The organism is Pseudomonas sp. H11T01 (genome assembly GCF_048515765.1).
Lineage (GTDB): Bacteria > Pseudomonadota > Gammaproteobacteria > Pseudomonadales > Pseudomonadaceae > Aquipseudomonas.
In genome coordinates, this window is record NZ_JBLYED010000012.1 from 132,484 (window position 1) to 149,629 (window position 17,146).

At 59.8% G+C, this 17,146-nt stretch carries 16 protein-coding genes and 1 riboswitch; of the genes, 6 read left to right on the forward strand and 10 right to left on the reverse strand.

The window, feature by feature from the left end; translation table 11 throughout:
* Positions 1 to 33: 33 nt before the first annotated feature.
* From cpdA to ACN1C3_RS17720, 3 genes are all read right to left on the reverse strand, one after another.
* Complete coding sequence (gene cpdA, locus ACN1C3_RS17710) at positions 34 to 849, reverse strand: 3',5'-cyclic-AMP phosphodiesterase (RefSeq protein WP_419117063.1); 816 nt, start codon at positions 847 to 849, stop codon at positions 34 to 36.
* Between the two features lie 99 nt (positions 850 to 948).
* On the reverse strand, positions 949 to 1,401 hold the full coding sequence (locus tag ACN1C3_RS17715; RefSeq protein ID WP_419117064.1) for a DUF1249 domain-containing protein: 453 nt from the start codon (positions 1,399 to 1,401) through the stop codon (positions 949 to 951).
* Positions 1,392 to 2,009: an NUDIX domain-containing protein gene (locus tag ACN1C3_RS17720; RefSeq protein ID WP_419117065.1), complete on the reverse strand. Its 618-nt coding sequence runs from the start codon at positions 2,007 to 2,009 to the stop codon at positions 1,392 to 1,394. The genes ACN1C3_RS17715 and ACN1C3_RS17720 overlap by 10 nt, the downstream gene beginning before the upstream one ends.
* Before the next feature lie 266 nt (positions 2,010 to 2,275).
* Here ACN1C3_RS17720 and ACN1C3_RS17725 point away from each other — a divergent pair, with 266 nt between their 5' ends.
* On the forward strand, positions 2,276 to 3,019 hold the full coding sequence (locus ACN1C3_RS17725) for an RsiV family protein (RefSeq protein ID WP_419117066.1): 744 nt from the start codon (positions 2,276 to 2,278) through the stop codon (positions 3,017 to 3,019).
* Here ACN1C3_RS17725 and cytX read toward each other — a convergent pair.
* Both cytX and thiC read right to left on the reverse strand, forming a co-directional pair.
* On the reverse strand, positions 2,988 to 4,277 hold the full coding sequence (gene cytX / locus ACN1C3_RS17730) for a putative hydroxymethylpyrimidine transporter CytX (protein ID WP_419117067.1): 1,290 nt from the start codon (positions 4,275 to 4,277) through the stop codon (positions 2,988 to 2,990). The two genes, ACN1C3_RS17725 and cytX, sit on opposite strands and share 32 nt — an antisense overlap.
* Before the next feature lie 195 nt (positions 4,278 to 4,472).
* Positions 4,473 to 6,362: a phosphomethylpyrimidine synthase ThiC gene (gene thiC / locus ACN1C3_RS17735; RefSeq protein WP_419117068.1), complete on the reverse strand. Its 1,890-nt coding sequence runs from the start codon at positions 6,360 to 6,362 to the stop codon at positions 4,473 to 4,475.
* A 153-nt stretch (positions 6,363 to 6,515) separates the two neighbouring features.
* A riboswitch (TPP riboswitch) is annotated at positions 6,516 to 6,621 on the reverse strand.
* 195 nt (positions 6,622 to 6,816) lie between these two features.
* Between thiC and ACN1C3_RS17740 the strand changes: the two genes are divergently transcribed.
* Complete coding sequence (locus ACN1C3_RS17740) at positions 6,817 to 8,253, forward strand: TolC family outer membrane protein (RefSeq protein ID WP_419117069.1); 1,437 nt, start codon at positions 6,817 to 6,819, stop codon at positions 8,251 to 8,253.
* A 178-nt stretch (positions 8,254 to 8,431) separates the two neighbouring features.
* Here ACN1C3_RS17740 and waaA read toward each other — a convergent pair whose 3' ends face one another.
* Both waaA and ACN1C3_RS17750 read right to left on the reverse strand, forming a co-directional pair.
* Positions 8,432 to 9,706, reverse strand: coding sequence for a lipid IV(A) 3-deoxy-D-manno-octulosonic acid transferase (waaA, locus tag ACN1C3_RS17745; RefSeq protein ID WP_419117070.1), 1,275 nt, complete (start codon positions 9,704 to 9,706; stop codon positions 8,432 to 8,434).
* A 22-nt stretch (positions 9,707 to 9,728) separates the two neighbouring features.
* Positions 9,729 to 10,619: a LysR family transcriptional regulator gene (locus tag ACN1C3_RS17750; RefSeq protein ID WP_419117071.1), complete on the reverse strand. Its 891-nt coding sequence runs from the start codon at positions 10,617 to 10,619 to the stop codon at positions 9,729 to 9,731.
* A 103-nt stretch (positions 10,620 to 10,722) separates the two neighbouring features.
* Here ACN1C3_RS17750 and ACN1C3_RS17755 point away from each other — a divergent pair, with 103 nt between their 5' ends.
* From ACN1C3_RS17755 to ACN1C3_RS17770, 4 genes are all read left to right on the forward strand, one after another.
* Positions 10,723 to 11,055 carry a DMT family transporter gene (locus ACN1C3_RS17755; RefSeq protein ID WP_419117072.1) on the forward strand — a complete coding sequence of 111 codons (333 nt, stop codon included), beginning with the start codon at positions 10,723 to 10,725 and terminating at the stop codon, positions 11,053 to 11,055.
* A gap of 191 nt (positions 11,056 to 11,246) precedes the next feature.
* Positions 11,247 to 12,422, forward strand: a complete 1,176-nt coding sequence (locus ACN1C3_RS17760; RefSeq protein ID WP_419117073.1) for an NAD(P)/FAD-dependent oxidoreductase — start codon at positions 11,247 to 11,249, stop codon at positions 12,420 to 12,422.
* A complete protein-coding gene (locus ACN1C3_RS17765; protein ID WP_419117074.1) occupies positions 12,419 to 13,231 on the forward strand; it encodes an aldo/keto reductase in 813 nt (270 codons plus the stop codon). Before ACN1C3_RS17760 ends, ACN1C3_RS17765 begins: the two co-directional genes overlap by 4 nt.
* A gap of 41 nt (positions 13,232 to 13,272) precedes the next feature.
* Positions 13,273 to 14,238: a metal ABC transporter ATPase gene (locus tag ACN1C3_RS17770; RefSeq protein WP_419117075.1), complete on the forward strand. Its 966-nt coding sequence runs from the start codon at positions 13,273 to 13,275 to the stop codon at positions 14,236 to 14,238.
* Between the two features lie 62 nt (positions 14,239 to 14,300).
* Here the strand turns inward: ACN1C3_RS17770 and hldE are convergent, their stop codons facing one another.
* The 3 genes from hldE to ACN1C3_RS17785 all read right to left on the reverse strand — a co-directional run bounded on the left by hldE (position 14,301) and on the right by ACN1C3_RS17785 (position 17,134).
* Positions 14,301 to 15,722, reverse strand: a complete 1,422-nt coding sequence (hldE, locus tag ACN1C3_RS17775) for a bifunctional D-glycero-beta-D-manno-heptose-7-phosphate kinase/D-glycero-beta-D-manno-heptose 1-phosphate adenylyltransferase HldE (protein ID WP_419117076.1) — start codon at positions 15,720 to 15,722, stop codon at positions 14,301 to 14,303.
* Positions 15,723 to 15,825: 103 nt separating this feature from the next.
* A complete protein-coding gene (gene cysC / locus ACN1C3_RS17780; protein WP_419117078.1) occupies positions 15,826 to 16,437 on the reverse strand; it encodes an adenylyl-sulfate kinase in 612 nt (203 codons plus the stop codon).
* A complete protein-coding gene (locus tag ACN1C3_RS17785; protein ID WP_419117079.1) occupies positions 16,430 to 17,134 on the reverse strand; it encodes a sulfotransferase family 2 domain-containing protein in 705 nt (234 codons plus the stop codon). Before ACN1C3_RS17785 ends, cysC begins: the two co-directional genes overlap by 8 nt.
* Between the last annotated feature and the right edge of the window lie 12 nt (positions 17,135 to 17,146).

Consider the following 17,146-nt stretch of genomic DNA (forward strand, 5'->3'; position numbering starts at 1 on the left):
GCTCTGAGATGTATCAGGCCCTTGTAGCAGACGTCAGTAGCCCTTGCTGCCGTAATCAACCTGAAAATCGAAACCGGTCACTCGCTCAACCCCGGTTTCCAACCGGCCATCGGGCAACAAACGTAGCCAGCGATAGCCCGGTGCCAGATCATCGACTTTGAAATCCTTGCTGCCGGGCTCGAACTGGATGCAGGTCGACGGCGAAGCAATCAAGCGCACGCCATTGCGTAGCTGGTCGATTTCCTGATGTACGTGCCCCCAAAGCACCGCGCGAACCTGAGGAAAACGGTCCAATACGGCGAATAGCGCCTCTGGATTGCGCAAACCAATCGGCTCCATCCAGGCGCAGCCAATGGACACCGGATGATGGTGGAAACACACCAGATGATGACGCTCGGGGGCCTCGCTCAGGGATCGGGCGAGCAATTGCAACTGCTCGTCTTGCAAATACCCCGGCACCGAGCCTGGCACCGCAGAGTCCAGAAGCGTGATGCGCCAGTTGCCGATATCCACCACTGGATCAAGCAGAAGGCTTTGGGTGGCCGCCTTGGCCATAAAGTGCGGTTCATCGTGATTGCCGGGAATCCAGCGCGCCGGCGCATCGATCTGCCGGGTCATCTCACGAAACAGCTGATAGGACTCAAGCGTGCCGTCCTGGGACAGGTCACCACTGGCGATCATCAGATCGATCCGCGGTTGCTGGGCCAATACCAGTTCGATGACCTTTTGCAGGCTCTGGCGGGTATTCATGCCCAGCAACGTCCCGTCGGCCTCGGCGAACAGATGGCTGTCAGACAGTTGCACCAGCAACACCGAATCGGTGGAGGTCAGAGTGGATACGCTCGGCAAGGCGTTCTCCCAGGGCGTGATCACGAAAGTGGATGAATGGCGCAATTATGCTGGGGGAAAGTCAAAAGGGGAAACCTGCGAAGCGGACGCAGTTCACATCTATCGCACAGCTTCGAACTCATGGCCGCAGGCCAGGCAGTGGCTCAGCCATTCGCCGAGGAACACATTGAGCTGGGCCTTCTCATCCGGCTGGTGCATGAAGGCATTGGGGTATGGATAAATGCCGCGAAAGCGTCGGGCATTTTCGGCACAGATGACCTCAGCCATTCGCGCATCGTGGTAAACCTGAACTTCCAGTTGCGGGATCGGCAGCCATGGCAGGCTGTGTTCCTGGCGCACTTGCAAGGTCGTGGTGTAAGGACAGGCTTGCAGCACTTCCAGTGCCAGCACGCCGAGCATCTGGTCGCCTTGGGTGACAGCAATCCGCCGCGCGACAGGCTGGTTGCGCATGTCTGGCAACAGGCGCATCAAGCGAGCGTAGTTCGCCTCACACGCGGCTTGCAGCCCGACCAGGTCGACCCGGTAGCGATCGCGTAACTTGTTTACGACCATAACCCCCTCACTTCAACGCGGTTCAAAGCCAGCCATTGCAGGGCAATGATGCTTGCCGCGTTGGAAATCAGTCCGTCGCGAACGGCTTGCAGGGCATCTTCGAACGCCCAGACCGTCACACGGATATCTTCCGCCTCTTCCTCCAGCCCATGTAAACCGCCGGCCCCAGTACTGTCACAACGCCCCAGAAACAGGTGTACGTATTCGGTGCTGCCACCCGGCGACGGAAAGTATTTAGTCATCGGCCAGAGTGCGGTGAACACAAGCCCAGCTTCCTCCTGCGCTTCGCGGTGAGCAACTTCTTCCGGTTGCTCATCTCTGTCGATCAGACCAGCTACCAATTCGATTAGCCACGGATTGGCAGTCTTGCCCAAAGCACCGACGCGAAACTGCTCGATCAACACCACTTCATCACGCTGCGGATCGTAAGGCAGTACGCAGACTGCATCATGGCGAACAAAGAGTTCACGACTGATTTCACGGCCCATGCCACCGGCAAACAGCTCATGGCGCAGATGCACGCGATCGAGCTGATAGAAGCCTTGAAAGCATTTCTCGCGCCGAACGATATCGACGGCTGTCGGCATGGCGTTGGCAAAGTCAGTCATATCAATCCTCGTTCTTGCGGTCCGATCCGAGGCTCCCCCTCGACTTCGCGCCATCCTAACGCGCTCTCGCCTGTTGATGCAGCCCCTTTCCAGTCAGCGGGATAGACGGCTGCCCGCAAACCAACTCTAATTAGCGTAGGTCGTGTTGGCGTTAAATGACGGTCGCACCGTCATTTAACGCCAACACGACCTCGCGGCGAACTGACGGCTGCGCTGACAGTCGAAGCCGGTAACTTTTGCCTATCTCTGATTTACGAAGGACGCACATGTCGCTTTTTAAAATCGCCTCCGTGGCCTGTATCGCGCTGACTCTAGGTGCCTGCCAAAGCCTGTTTCAGCCCAACTATCGGGCACCGCTGGAAACCAAACGCGACGCCTCGGAGCAAATCAAGCCGGGCTGCACCCCCCCTGATTGCCCGCTGGTGAATATCGATACACTGCAGTTCCCTGCCGAACCGCAACTGGACGGCATCATTGAAAAGCGTCTGCTGCAATTGACCCGCACCTCGCCGGACGCACCGGTTCCGACCTCGCTGAACGCCTATCGGGAGCAGTTCCTGCGTGAATCCGACAGCCAAAGCAGCTACTTGCAGGCCAAGGTACGTGAGCAGCATGACGGCTTGGTGATCATCGAATTGTCCAGCTATCTGGACACTGGCAGTGCCGATAGCCTGCCGGGCCGCGGTTTCATCAACTATTCGCGCCAGCAACACAAAGTGCTGAATCTGTCGGACATGTTGCTGCCGGGCCAGGAAGAGGCGTTCTGGAAGGCCGCTCAAGTAGCGCACAACAGCTGGTTGATCAGCACCAAGCTGGATCAGGAAGCCGAGTTCGTGAAAAACTGGCCATTCCAGAAAACTCCGAATGTGGCTCTGACCTATGGCGGGGTGATCCTCAAGTACGACGTGTCCACCATCGCACCTTATGCGCTCGGACACATCGAACTGAAGATCCCTTACCCGCGTCTGAACGGTATTCTCAAGCCCGAGCTGTTTCCCGGCCGTAACTGAAGGCCCGGCCCAGCACGAACTGCAACAGCCCTGCCAGCACCAGTGACGGCAGGGTTGCGCCGATCTCCGGATAGAGATTGGCCAGCAGGTGATAGGTGCTCACCCCGCCCAACCAGGCCAGCAACGCCGGCCAGCGCAACGCTGACAACGCCACCTGCGCACTGCGCTTGCGCAGAATGAAATGATCCACCAGCACCACACCGAACAGCGGCGCGAACACCGAACCGATCAACAACAGGAAGTTCTGGTACTGCGCCAATGGCGCGAAGCAAGCGATCAGCGTGCAGATGACACCGATGGCCAACGCCAGATGTTCGACTTTCAAGCGCAACAGAATCCCGCTGGACACCGCTGCCGAGTGAATGTCGGCGAAAGCGTTTTCTGATTCATCCAACAGAATCAGCAGCAGCGGGATCCCCAGGCCAGCACCGGCCAGCGCCAACAGCAAGGCATTCACTTCACCGCTCGGCGCGAACGCCAGGGTGTAGGCCACGCCCAGGCTCATCAGCCAGAAGTTACCGATAAAGAACCCCAGAGCTGTACCACCGAACACGCTTTTGGCGCGTTTGCCGAAACGCGAGTAGTCGGCAATCAACGGCAGCCAGGACAGCGGCATGGCGATGGCGATGTCGAAACCCACCGCAAACGGCATCGAACCATCACCGGCCTGGGCCCACAACGCGGCCAGATCAGCCTTGGCAAACAGGTTCCAGGTCAGCCAGATGCAGGCCGCCAGCAGCAGCCAGATACCCCATTTGCGCAGGATCTGCCGCACGAAGGTCAACGGACCGCTCACCGCAAGCAAGGTTGCCAAGGCGCCAAACACTAGAGTCCAGAGCAGCGGATTGGCCAACAGGCTGCCCTCGCTGAATGCACGTGCGCCGAGCAGGCTGGCTGCATCGCGCATGACGATGATTTCGAACGAGCCCCAACCGATCAGTTGCAGCAGGTTCAGCACCGCCGGCAGGCTCGCTCCGCGGGTGCCGAGGCTGAGCTTGAGCGCAGCCATGGACGACAGACCGGTGTCGCTGCCGATCACGCCTACAGCAGCCAGCAGCAGTACGCCCACTGCCGTGCCGAGAAAAATGGCCAGCAACGAACCGGACAGGCCCAGGCCTGGCGCGAGCAAAGCGCCGGTCTGCAAGACCATCAGGCCGATGCCGAGGGAGAACCACAGGGAAAACAGATCGCGTGCACCGAATACGCGCTTTGCCAAAGGCACGGCGTGATCGGGGGAATAAGTGCTGGGTGTGTTCACAGGGTGTTATCTCGGAGGAAATATGTGCGTGGTTTCGCCATTGAGATCTCTGTTGTCTGTGCCACCGCTATCGCGAGCAAGCCCGCTCCCACACTGGATCTGCTTCAACCACAAAAGGATGGTTAGCGCAGAACTAATGTGGGAGCGGGCTTGCTCGCGATGAGGCAGTACAGGCGCCATCAATCTCAGCTCAGATCAAACCTTTTTGTACAGCTGACTGCCTTCTTTCTTGAACCGCTCGGACTGCTCGCGCATCCCTTCTTCAACCTCTACATCGACGGCTTCAATGCGCTGGTTGGCCGCGTACTCACGCACTTCCTGGGTAATTTTCATCGAGCAGAATTTCGGCCCGCACATGGAGCAGAAGTGCGCGACCTTGGCCGAATCCTTCGGCAGGGTTTCATCGTGGTACGAACGCGCGGTGTCCGGGTCCAGACCGAGGTTGAACTGGTCTTCCCAACGGAATTCGAACCGCGCCTTGCTCAAGGCGTTGTCGCGGATCTGTGCGCCCGGATGCCCCTTGGCCAAGTCCGCGGCATGGGCTGCGATCTTGTAGGTGATGATCCCGGTCTTCACGTCATCCTTGTTCGGCAGGCCCAAGTGTTCCTTCGGCGTGACGTAGCAAAGCATGGCGCAACCGAACCAGCCAATCATCGCCGCACCGATGCCGGAGGTGATGTGGTCGTAACCCGGTGCGATGTCCGTGGTCAGCGGGCCGAGGGTGTAGAACGGCGCCTCGTCGCAGCACTCGAGCTGCTTGTCCATGTTCTCTTTGATCAACTGCATCGGCACGTGGCCAGGGCCTTCGATCATGGTTTGCACGTCGTGCTTCCAGGCGATCTTGGTCAGCTCGCCGAGGGTTTCCAGCTCGCCGAATTGCGCTTCGTCGTTGGCGTCGGCAATCGAGCCCGGACGCAGGCCATCGCCCAGCGAGAAGCTGACGTCGTAGGCCTTCATGATTTCGCAAATGTCTTCGAAATGAGTGTAGAGGAAGTTTTCTTTGTGGTGCGCCAGGCACCATTTGGCCATGATCGAACCGCCACGGCTGACGATCCCGGTGACGCGCTTGGCGGTCATCGGCACGTAGCGCAGCAACACGCCGGCGTGGATGGTGAAGTAGTCGACGCCCTGCTCGGCCTGTTCGATCAGCGTGTCGCGGAACAGCTCCCAGGTCAGGTCTTCGGCGGCGCCGCCGACTTTTTCCAGCGCTTGATAGATCGGTACGGTACCGATCGGCACCGGCGAGTTGCGGATGATCCACTCGCGGGTTTCGTGAATGTGCTTGCCGGTGGACAGGTCCATGACCGTGTCCGAACCCCAGCGAATGCCCCAGGTCAGTTTTGCCACTTCTTCTTCAATGGAAGAACCCAGCGCACTGTTGCCGATGTTGCCGTTGATCTTCACCAGGAAGTTACGGCCGATGATCATCGGTTCCAATTCGACGTGGTTGATGTTCGCTGGAATGATTGCGCGACCGCGGGCGATTTCTTCACGAACGAATTCGGCGGTGATTTCTTTAGGGATGCTGGCGCCGAAGCTATGGCCCGGGTGTTGCTGTTTCAGCAGGCCAGAAGCACGGGCTTCCTGAAGCTTCATGTTCTCGCGGATGGCGACGTATTCCATCTCGGCGGTGATGATGCCCTGACGCGCATAGTGCATCTGGCTAACATTGGCACCAGCCTTGGCCCGACGCGGGTTGTTCACGTGGGCGAAACGCAGTGCGGTCAGCTCCGCATCGGCGAGGCGCTCCTGGCCGAAGTTCGAGCTCAGGCCGGACAGACGCTCGGTATCGCCACGGGCGTCGATCCACGGCGAACGCACGTCGCCCAAGCCTTTGCGTACGTCGATGATCACATTCGGGTCGGTGTAGGGACCGGAGGTGTCGTACACCACCACTGGCGCGTTGATCTCGCCGCCGAATTCGGTCGGGGTGACGTCAAGGCTCACTTCGCGCATCGGCACGAGGATGTCCGGGCGTGAACCCTGGACGTAGATTTTTTGCGAGCGGGTAAAGGGCTGAACCGATTGCTGATCGACCTTGGCCGAATCACTTAAGTTAGCGGTGTTTTTTAGTTTTGTACTCATCACGGGCTCTCCAGACACACATCCAGGCAGTGGATTTTTTGTCGGAGCGAACCTGTAACGAATGGACGCACCAGGACTGGTGCTGTGCTGAGTGCACGAGGGTTGTTCGATTGTCGAACAACATCCCGGACGAAGCACAAGAGGACTCGCCGGGGGACGAGAAATCTTGTTCCCTACGCAGGCGCTAACCTGATCAGGTTCAACGGGATCCGGAATTATCCGATCTCAGCCTCATAGCAAGGCACCCCGACAAGAACGTGGCCAGTCTAGACAGAACTCACAAAGAACGCCAACACCGGTGCAAACAGCGTGATGAATGGCGCAATTACAGGATTGTTGCCGCAAGCCTGCACAACTACACTCGCTACGCTGTGCCGTCCTTGACGCTCTGCACCGCGCGCCGTAGCCTTGGCGTTTAAATTATAGCCGTAATATTCACTCTAGGGATCGCCTCATGCTGCGCAAACTCTCACTGGCCCTCGCCGTGTCTTGTGCGTCCAATGGAATGGCCTGGGCAGCAGAAGCGCCCTTATCGACCAAAACCGATCTGGTCAGCGTCTACCAGGAAGCGGTGGACAACAACGCCGATCTGGCCGCCGCCCGCGCCCAGTACGGAGCTCAAAAGGAAGTCGTGCCCCAGGCCCGCGCCGGCCTGCTGCCCAACCTCTCGGCCGGGGCCGATGTGAGCGATGTGCGCACGCAATTCGACCAACCCGCGGCCACGGCCAACCGCAGCGGCCATGTGTATCAGGCAACCTTGAGTCAACCGCTGTTCCGTGCCGATCGCTGGTTCCAGTTGCAAGCCGCCGAAGCGGTCAACGAACAGGCGGCGCTACAACTCTCGGCCACCGAGCAGAACCTGATCCTGCAAAGCGCTGAAAACTACTTCAACGTCCTGCGCAGCCAGGACAACCTGGCCTCGACCAAAGCCGAGGAAGCCGCGTTCAAACGCCAACTCGACCAGTCCAACGAACGCTTCGATGTCGGCCTGTCGGACAAGACCGACGTGCTGCAGTCGCAAGCAAGCTACGACACCGCGCGAGCCAACCGGATTCTTGCCCAGCGCCAGGTGGATGATGCGTTCGAAGCGCTGATTACCCTGACCAACCGTCAATACAACTCGATTCAGGGCATTGTGCATACCTTGCCGATCCTGCCGCCGGCACCGAACGATGCCAAGGCCTGGGTCGACACGGCGGCCAAACAGAACCTCAATCTGCTGGCCAGCAACTACGCGGTCAGCGCCGCCGAGGAGACCCTCAAGCAGCGCAAGGCCGGTCACGCACCGACCCTCGATGCCGTGGCGCAATACAAGAAAGGTGATAACGACGCCCTGGGTTTCACTAACCCTACCTTTGGCCAGCCATTCGGTGGCAATGTCGAACAACGCTCGGTCGGCCTGCAACTGAACATTCCGATCTACAGCGGTGGCCTGACCAGCTCCCAGGTCCGCGAATCGTATTCGCGGCTCAGCCAGTCAGAGCAGCAACGCGAAGCCCTGCGTCGGCAAGTGGTGGAAAACACCCGCAATCTGCATCGCGCGGTGAACACCGATGTCGAGCAAGTACAGGCGCGTCGCCAGTCGATTATCTCCAACCAGAGTGCGGTAGAAGCCACGGAAATCGGCTATCAGGTGGGCACGCGCAATATCGTTGACGTGCTGGACGCTCAACGTCAGCTGTACACCTCGGTGCGCAACTACAACAACACACGCTACGACTACATCCTCGACAACCTGCGTCTCAAGCAAGCGGCTGGTACGTTGAGCCCGGGAGACTTGCAGGATCTGTCGCGTTACCTCAAAGCCGATTACAACCCGGACAAGGACTTCCTGCCACCGGACCTGGCCAAGGCCGCGCAAGAGCAGCTCAAGGCTAATCCGGGGTATTGATTTGTAGCCGATCCGTGGCGCGCGGGCTTTTTGTGGCGAGGGAGCTTGCTCCCGCTGGATCGCGAAGCGGTCCTAAAACCTGCGACCGCGCTCTAACAGGTAAACCTCATTCGCAGGATTTACGACTGCTGCGCCCGAGCGCGGACCGGCCGGCGGGAGCAAGCTCCCTCGCCACAGGTTATGAGATCAACCTACCCAACCCATCCAGCAAGCGCTTTAGCGCACCTTGATTGGCGCGCATCACCTTCAGGCCTGCTTCAGCCATCTTCTGCGCATCGTGCGGCAGTTCGAACAGTCGCTGCACTGCCACCGCCAAACCTTGCGCATCGTCCACTTCCTGTAACGCTCCGGCCTCCCGCAACAGCGCGGCGATTTCGAGGAAGTTGAACAGGTGTGGGCCACTCAGCACCGGTTTGGCCAGAGCTGCCGGTTCCAACAGGTTATGCCCGCCGTTGGCCACCAGACTGCCACCGACAAAAGCGATGTCCGCCAATGCGTAGAGAAACAGCAATTCGCCCATGGTGTCGCCGAGCAACACCGAGGTGTTCGCGGTGACCAGCTCAGCCTTTGAGCGGCGTACGGTGGCGAAGCCCCGCTGCTGACACAGCTCGAAGACAGCGTTGAAACGCTCCGGATGACGTGGCACCAGAATCAGCAAGGCATCCGGATGGTTGGCGAGCAACTGTCGGTGGGCCGCGAGCACCACTTCGTCTTCACCTTCATGGGTGCTGGCGGCGATCCACACCGGACGCTCCGCTGCTTGCCATTGACCGCGCAACTCGGCGGCGCGCGCCAGTAATTGCGGATCGATGCTCAGATCGAACTTGATCGACCCGGTCACCTCGACCGTTTCAGGCCGCGCCCCAAGCCCAAGAAAGCGCTGCGCCTCTGCCTCGGTCTGCACCGCGAAAAAGCTCATTTCGGCGAGCATGGGTTGAGTCAGTTTCGCGAAACGGCCGTAGCCCTTGGCCGAGCGTTGCGACAACCGCGCATTAGCCAGCGCCACCGGAATTCCACGCTTGGCGCACTGATGAATATGGTTCGGCCAAAGCTCGGTCTCCATGATCACCGCCAGCGTCGGCTGGACCCGCTCGAGAAACCGCGCCGCCGCACAGGGCAAGTCGTACGGCAGATAGCAGTGTTGGATGCGCGGTTCACCGGCGAACATCGCCTTGATCCGCTCCGAGCCGGTCGGGGTCATGCAGGTCACGGTGATCGGCAGCTGTGGATAACGTTCAAGCAGGCCACGGATCATCGGTGCGGCGGCGATGCTTTCGCCCACAGAGACCGCGTGCACCCAGATCCCGCCGGGACGCATCGTTGGCAGGCCGAAAGAAAAGCGTTCGCCGATGCGCTTGGCATAGGCCGGCGCCTTGCGCGCCCGCAGCCACAGACGCAACGCTACCAACGGCAGCCCCAGGTAAAACAGCGCGGTGTAGAGAGTTCTATTCATGGCGGCGGAGTTTATCGGTTTTTTAGCCGATCGCCTGCAAGTGCACGGCAAAACGTTCAGCCAGCCAGCGCGCGGCCGGGCCAAGGGGTTCGTCGCGGCGCCAGACCAGTTCTACCACCAGCGCCGGCGGGGTCCATTCGCTGACCAGTTCGACCATCTGCCCCTGATACGACGGGTACTGCACCACATGCCGCGGGAGCCAGGCCCAGCCCAAGCCACGCATCAGCCACTCGGCCATCACGTAGAAGCTGTCGGCGCGCCAGACCTGCGGACTGGCCTGTTCGCTGCCGGGATAGACACTGGACTGCGTGGCCATCAGCAGCTGTCGATGCTGCGCCATTTGCTGGCAGTCCACCTTTCCTTCGGCCGCCAGTGGATGCCCCACACCGCACACTGTCACCATTTCGACACTGCCCAGCACCCGCCGCTCGAGGGCTTCGGGGATTTGGTCATGGTAAAACAGCAAACCCAGATCGGCTCGACGCTCAACCAGCTTGCGCGCCACATCGCCCTGGGCGGCGCTGGTCAGCTGCACTTCAAGGCTGGGAAATTGTTCGGCCAATGCTTCGAGGCTGTCGATCACCGGTTGATAGGGCATCGCCTCATCTTGAGCCAGCCGCAAGCGTGCTTCCTGACCACGCATCAATGCCAGGGCCCGACCGTTGAGGCGCTCACACTGACGCAACACTTCCCGGGCCTCTTCGAGCAGGGCGTGGCCCGCTTCGGTCAATTTCGGCTGACGACCGCTGCTGCGGTCGAACAGACTGACGCCAAGGTCTTCCTCCAGCATAGCGATGGCACTGCTGATCGCCGACTGCGCCTTGCGCTGGTCCCGGGCCACCGCAGAAAACGAACGCTGTTCGGCTACGCTGACGAACAAGCGCAGTTGCTCCAGATTCCACTGAATATTCATGGCCCAACCCATCTTCAGAACAGATAGGTAATGACTTTACCCCATCTGTGCAACCTCTAGAATGCCGACCTAAGAAAGCAGCACTAAATATGAGGATTCGCCCATGAACGCTTACTACTATCTGGCCATCGCCATCTGCGCCGAAGTGATCGCCACTGTTTCGATGAAAGCGGTCAAGGGCATCAGCACACCTCTGCCCCTGCTGTTGGTCATCGTCGGTTACGGCATCGCGTTCTGGATGCTGACACTGGTGGTGCGCAGCGTTCCGGTGGGCGTGGCTTACGCTGTGTGGGCCGGCATGGGTATCGTAATGGTCAGTGTCGCCGCGCTGTTTATCTACGGGCAGAAACTCGACATCCCGGCCATCGTTGGCATGGGGATGATTGTTCTGGGTGTAGTGGTGATTCAGCTGTTTTCGAAAACTGCGGGGCACTAAAAATCGCAGGCTTCGCCAGCTCCTACGGGATTTGCGCAAGACGCGCTTTTGTAGGAGCTGCCAATAGGCTGCGATCTTGGCAATCTACCTACCCCCCTCAATTCAGCAGCCTCCATCATTGATTACCGGCAAAGCCTGCGATCTTCGAGTCTGTATACTGCGCCCCTAGTCTTGAACACTGAGGTCGCTGCATGCCATCCGTTATTTCCACCGACGTTCTGATTGTCGGCGCCGGGGTTGCTGGCCTCTGGCTGAATGCACGCCTGCGGCGCCAGGGCTTTTCGACTGTGCTGGTGGAAAGCGCCAGCCTCGGCGGCGGGCAAAGCGTGAAGTCCCAGGGGATCATCCACGGCGGCGCCAAATACGCGTTGCACGGTGCGCTGACCGGCGCCTCGGAAGCCATCGCCGACATGCCACGCCGCTGGCGCGAAGCCCTGGCCGGAAACGGCGAACTGGACCTCACCGGCGTACGCCTGCTCTCTGAAGCCCACTATCTCTGGTCCCCCGGCACGATTGCCGGCAACCTCACCAGCTTCTTCGCCAGTAAAGCAGTGCGCGGGCGAGTCGATCAGGTCAAAGGTGATCAGTTGCCACCGGCCCTGCAAGACCGCCGCTTCAAGGGCAAGGTCTATCGTCTGGCCGAGCTGGTGGTCGACGTGCCGAGTCTGATCCAGCGCCTCGCCGAACTGGCGGGTGATGGCCTGCTGGCAGGTCAGACCATCGAACCCTTGCAGGAAAATGGCGAACTGGTCGGCCTGCGGGTCGATGGGCGGGAAATCCGCGCACAACGCATCGTTCTCAGCGCGGGTGCCGGCAATGCCGATTTGCTCAAGGCGTTAGGCTTGAGCCAACCAGCGATGCAACGTCGGCCATTGCACATGATCATCGTCAAAGGTCCGACCCTGAAACCGCTGTACGCCCACTGCCTGGGCGGCGGGCCAAAGCCGCGGATCACGGTCACCACGCACCCGGCGGCCGATGGTCAGTGGGTCTGGTATCTGGGCGGTGATATTGCCGAAGCCGAAGGCGTCGCCCGTGAACCGGCCGCGCAAATCGCCGCCGCGCAGAAAGAACTCGGCAGCCTGCTGCCGTGGGTCGACCTGAGCCAAGCGCAATGGGCGACCTTGCGGGTTGATCGGGCAGAACCGGCGCAATCGGGCCTGACCCGTCCAGACAACGCCTTCCTCGCCGAACAGGATCGCCTGTTGGTGGGCTGGCCGACCAAGTTGGCCCTGGCGCCGGACTTCGCTGATCGCGTGCTGGCCGCGCTGGACCGTGACGGCATCCAGCCAAGTCACCCGGCGTCTTTGCCCGAACTGCCGAAACCGCCGATGGCACAACCCGCCTGGGAGCAATTGTTGCCATGAGCCAACCGACCTTGCACGATTTGCATCGCCCCCTCGGCAGCACTGGCCTGTTGGTCTCGCCGTTGGGCCTGGGCACCGTCAAACTCGGTCGCGACCAAGGCGTGAAGTACCCCAATGGCTTCCGGATTCCCGACGATGACGAAGCGCGCATGCTGCTCAAGTTGACTCGTGACCTGGGCATCAACCTGATCGACACTGCCCCCGCTTATGGCCGCAGCGAAGAACGCCTCGGCCCGCTGTTGCGAGGTCAGCGCCAGGACTGGGTGATCGTCAGCAAGGTCGGCGAAGAGTTCGTCGATGGCCTGTCACACCACGACTTCAGCGCCCAACACACACGCTTCTCCGTCGAACGCAGCCTGCAACGCCTGGAAACCGATTTTATCGATCTGGTGCTGGTGCACTCGGACGGGAACGACCTCGCAATCCTCAACAACAGTGAGGTCTACCAGACGCTTGCCGAGCTGAAACGTGAAGGAAAAATTCGCGGCTTTGGCTTCTCCGGCAAAACCGTCGACGGCGGATTGAAGGCTCTGGAACAAGGCGATTGCGCCATGGTCACCTACAATCTCAACGAGCAGGCTGAGCGGCCAGTCATCGACTATGCTGCCGCACACGGCAAAGGCATTCTGGTGAAAAAAGCATTGGCCAGCGGTCATGTCTGCTTGAGCCCGGGTGTCGACCCGGTCCGCGCCAGTTTTGAGTTGCTGTTTGAACATCCCGGTGTCGTCAGTGCTATTGTCGGGACCATTAATCCGCTGCACCTCGCCCACAATGTGGCGACTGTCGCGCAGGTTTTGCGCAGAAACTGACGCCGCCGACGCGGCCGCCCCCGACGCAAGAAGGAGCTGAGATGTCGCGCACGCTCATTAGAAAGAACCCCAGCAACTTCAAAACCCTGCCGTTGATCGTCCAAGCGACTCCCGAAGGCCTGAGCTATCACAGCGTCGGAATGCCGCTCAATTTTTCGCAGACCTTGCAGCGTCGTCGTCCAGTGACGGTCGCTGACGCCGAGCGTTTTTCTCTCGAACTGGCCAACCTCGGGGTTTCAGTTCGCCTGACCCTGCATTGGCAGAATCGTGATTACTGGGTCCTGGTTCGTCAACGGCGCCAGGACCGTGGCGATGTAGTACTAAAGCTGATCTCTGGTTATGTGCCGGCCCACGAATTGAACCTGCCGCTGCACACCGCGATTCAGGAGATTGCTGAAGAGTGCTTGCTGGAAACCCCGGAAGGCTGGCTCAACGGGCGCTTCAACGACACTTGGCTGCCGGCACCCTATTCGACTGCGCTGCATTACCGCGAAGCCCTGCCCTTTCGCCTGACGCCACTGTCCGGTTCTGCGCGTCCGGTGCGTTGCGCCAGCATGCAACTGATCGAACGACCAAGAGCCTACGTTCACCTGCCCACGGCTTCGCTGCAATTGATTTACGATTTGCGACTGGATGTGCCGAAAGAGGCCAAGTCACTGAGCCTGTTCCACGTCGATGAGCGTCTGGAGGGCGATCAACTGGTCGCTCGTCTGGACCGCAAACGGCCGGACCTGTACCTGATGCCGCTTGAGGATGGTCAACCTCTGGCCGAGCTCTATATCTTGAAAAAGGATCAGCTACACCCGGCCAGTACCCGCGGACTGTATCTGGCAGAAAGCTTTGCCCGACAGGAAGGCTGGCTGGTGCGCGATGAGCGGATTCGCTGGAAGGACTGGCTCAGGCAGCAAGGCTTAAGCCAACCGGGCAAGGACTCGGGTTTCAAGCGCCTGACGGGCAAGGCGCGGCAGTTGTTGAAGAAAATGGTGCCAAGGAGCGCTGCGCGCTAAACGCGGGATTGATACGAACCTGTGGTGAGGGAGCTTGCTCCCTCACCACAATGACCACGCAATCAGTGGTTGCGGATCTTCTCGACAATCGCGGTGGTCGAGCTGTTCTCAACCAGCCCCAGCACCTTGACCGTGCCGCCATAGGCACTGACGATATCGGCACCGACAACCTGGTCGATGCCGTAGTCGCCACCCTTGACCAGTACATCCGGCTTGACCTGAGCCAACAGGTTTTCAGGCGTGCCTTCGGGGAAGCTGATCACCCAATCCACCGCCCCCAGACCGGCCAGTACCGCCATGCGACGGTCGACACTGTTGATGGGGCGACCTGGCCCTTTCAGGCGGCTGACCGATGCATCGTCATTGACCGCAACGATCAAGCGATCGCCTTGTGCCCGCGCTTGCTCAAGATAGGTCACGTGCCCGGCATGCAGGATATCGAAGCAACCGTTTGTGAAGACGATTTTCTCTTTATGCGCACGAGCATCGTCGATCGCCAACAGCAGTTGATCGAGACTCAGCACACCGCGCTCGGAACCTTCCTCGCGCTGGATGGCGCGACGCAGTTCCGGCGCGCTGATCGCCGCTGTACCCAATTTGCCGACCACGATACCCGCGGCCAGATTGGCCAGGGCCACCGCATGGGGCAACTCTTCACCGGCAGCGATAGCCGCCGCCAAGGTGGAAATCACCGTATCACCGGCACCGGTCACGTCGAACACTTCACGCGCCCGCGCCGGCAGATGCAACGCCGGGTGATCGGGACGCAACAGCGTCATGCCGTGTTCGCCGCGAGTGACGAGCAAAGCGCCCAGCTCGAGGTCGTGCATCAGTTTGGCACCCTTGGTCACCAACTCATGCTCATCGGCGCAACCGCCGACAATGGTCTCGAACTCACTGAGGTTAGGTGTGATCAGGCTCGCACCGCGATAGATCGAAAAGTCTTTGCCTTTCGGGTCCGCCAATACCGGAATGCCGCGCGCGCGCGCAGCCTGGATCAGCACCTGATGATTCCTCAACGCACCTTTGCCGTAGTCAGACAGCACCAGCACTTTGATGCCTTCAAGCAGGCCATCGACCTCGGCAGCCAATGCCGGCGCATCGGTGGCGAAGGGTTCTTCGAAGTCGATCCGCAGCAGTTGCTGGTGACGACTCATGACCCGCAGCTTGACGATGGTCGGCTGGTGAGCGATGCGCTGGAACAGTGCTCGCACGCCTGCGCCATGCAAGCTGTTGGCCAGGCTGTCGGCGGCTTCGTCATCACCGGTCACGCCGACCAGTGAAGCGGGCGCACCGAGAGCGGCAATGTTCAAGGCAACGTTGGCCGCACCGCCCGGGCGGTCCTCTATTTGCTCAACCTTGACCACCGGTACCGGCGCCTCAGGGGAGATCCGTGAGGTACCACCATGCCAGTAACGGTCGAGCATGACATCGCCGACCACCAAGACAGGGGCTTGATCGAATCGCGGCATGGACAACTTCATGGAGCAACCCACATACAAAATGAACAGGGGCGCGATATTAGCACAGGGTGAACGCTGCCTAGTTCGAGAGCTTCACCGGGCGTGTAACACGCCCTCACATTGATCATTTTTCAAGCAAGACAGCCAGGACACGCTGTATAGCCTCCGCCAGATCGACCTCGTCAGTGTTGATCTCACAGTCGGCCTGCTGCGGTGCTTCGTAAGGACTGTCCAGACCCGTGAAATTTTTGAGTCGCCCTTGCAACGCCGCTTGATACAAACCCTTTGGATCGCGCCGGGCACAAATATCGAACGGCGTGCTGACATACACCTCAAGAAATTCGTCTGACCGGAACAGCGCTCTGGCCGCGGCCCGATCAGCACGAAACGGCGAAATCGCCGAGACAATCACAATCAACCCCGCGTCGACCATCAACCGTGCCACTTCGGCAATACGCCGGACATTCTCCTGGCGCGCCATAGCGTCCATGCCCAGGTCATTGCACAAACCATTGCGCAGGTTATCGCCGTCGAGCACAAAGGTATGCCGCCCCTGCTCATTGAGCTGCATCTCAAGGGCATTGGCCAGGGTCGACTTGCCAGCGCCGGACAGGCCCGTCAGCCAGAGGCAGCAGGGTTGTTGATGCTTGAGTGCAGCTCTGGCGGTTGGCGACAGCGACAATGCGTAAGGGCGAATCTGCGGTCTGGGCGCAGCACTTGAAGACGGCTTACTCATAACCGAGCATCTCGTAATCACGCTGGTAAACACGCCGCACCAGCCGTCGCGTGCGCACCGAACAAAAATCGCGCGCGGGTGCAGCACGACGTTGTTCCGAGCCGTTCAGATGAGGCAACAATGAAGTCACCCCAAGCTGTTGGCACAGCAGCTGAAAATCACGCCCCAGATGCTCCTGATAGCCGATGAAATCCATCGCCATACGCCCCATGGAGTCAGTCAGAAAGTCCGTCTGCAAAGCAAAATGAAGTTGCCTGTGGACAGTGTCCGAGTGCAGCCAACGCCGAATGAAATCATCGAAATCCCGGTAACTGCTGACCAGTGCTTGAGCCGGCAGATCTCGCTGACTCAGCGTGTTACCCCGTAAAAAAGCGTAGGCCGAGTAAGCCCGCTCCAGCGGGTCACGCACAAACGCGAATTTGAAACTGTGGGAAAAATGCTCGGGAAACTGTTGTTCGTACCAATACAGTGGCAGATGCCCTGGGGTCCAACCGTCGAACAGCGCCGAACAGACACTACTCCCGGCACATTTCGGAACATGGATGAACAGGCAGGAGCGCTGCTGAAAAGGGACCGGAAAGGAGGTGTTGCCAGACAACGATTTGTTCACCACCTGCCGGTCGACTACCGACAGACGCCCCAACAGAAAGGTCCGCTGGGTCTTGGGTAGTAGTTTCCAGAGATAGCGCTGCAGCATTTCAGTCCCCAC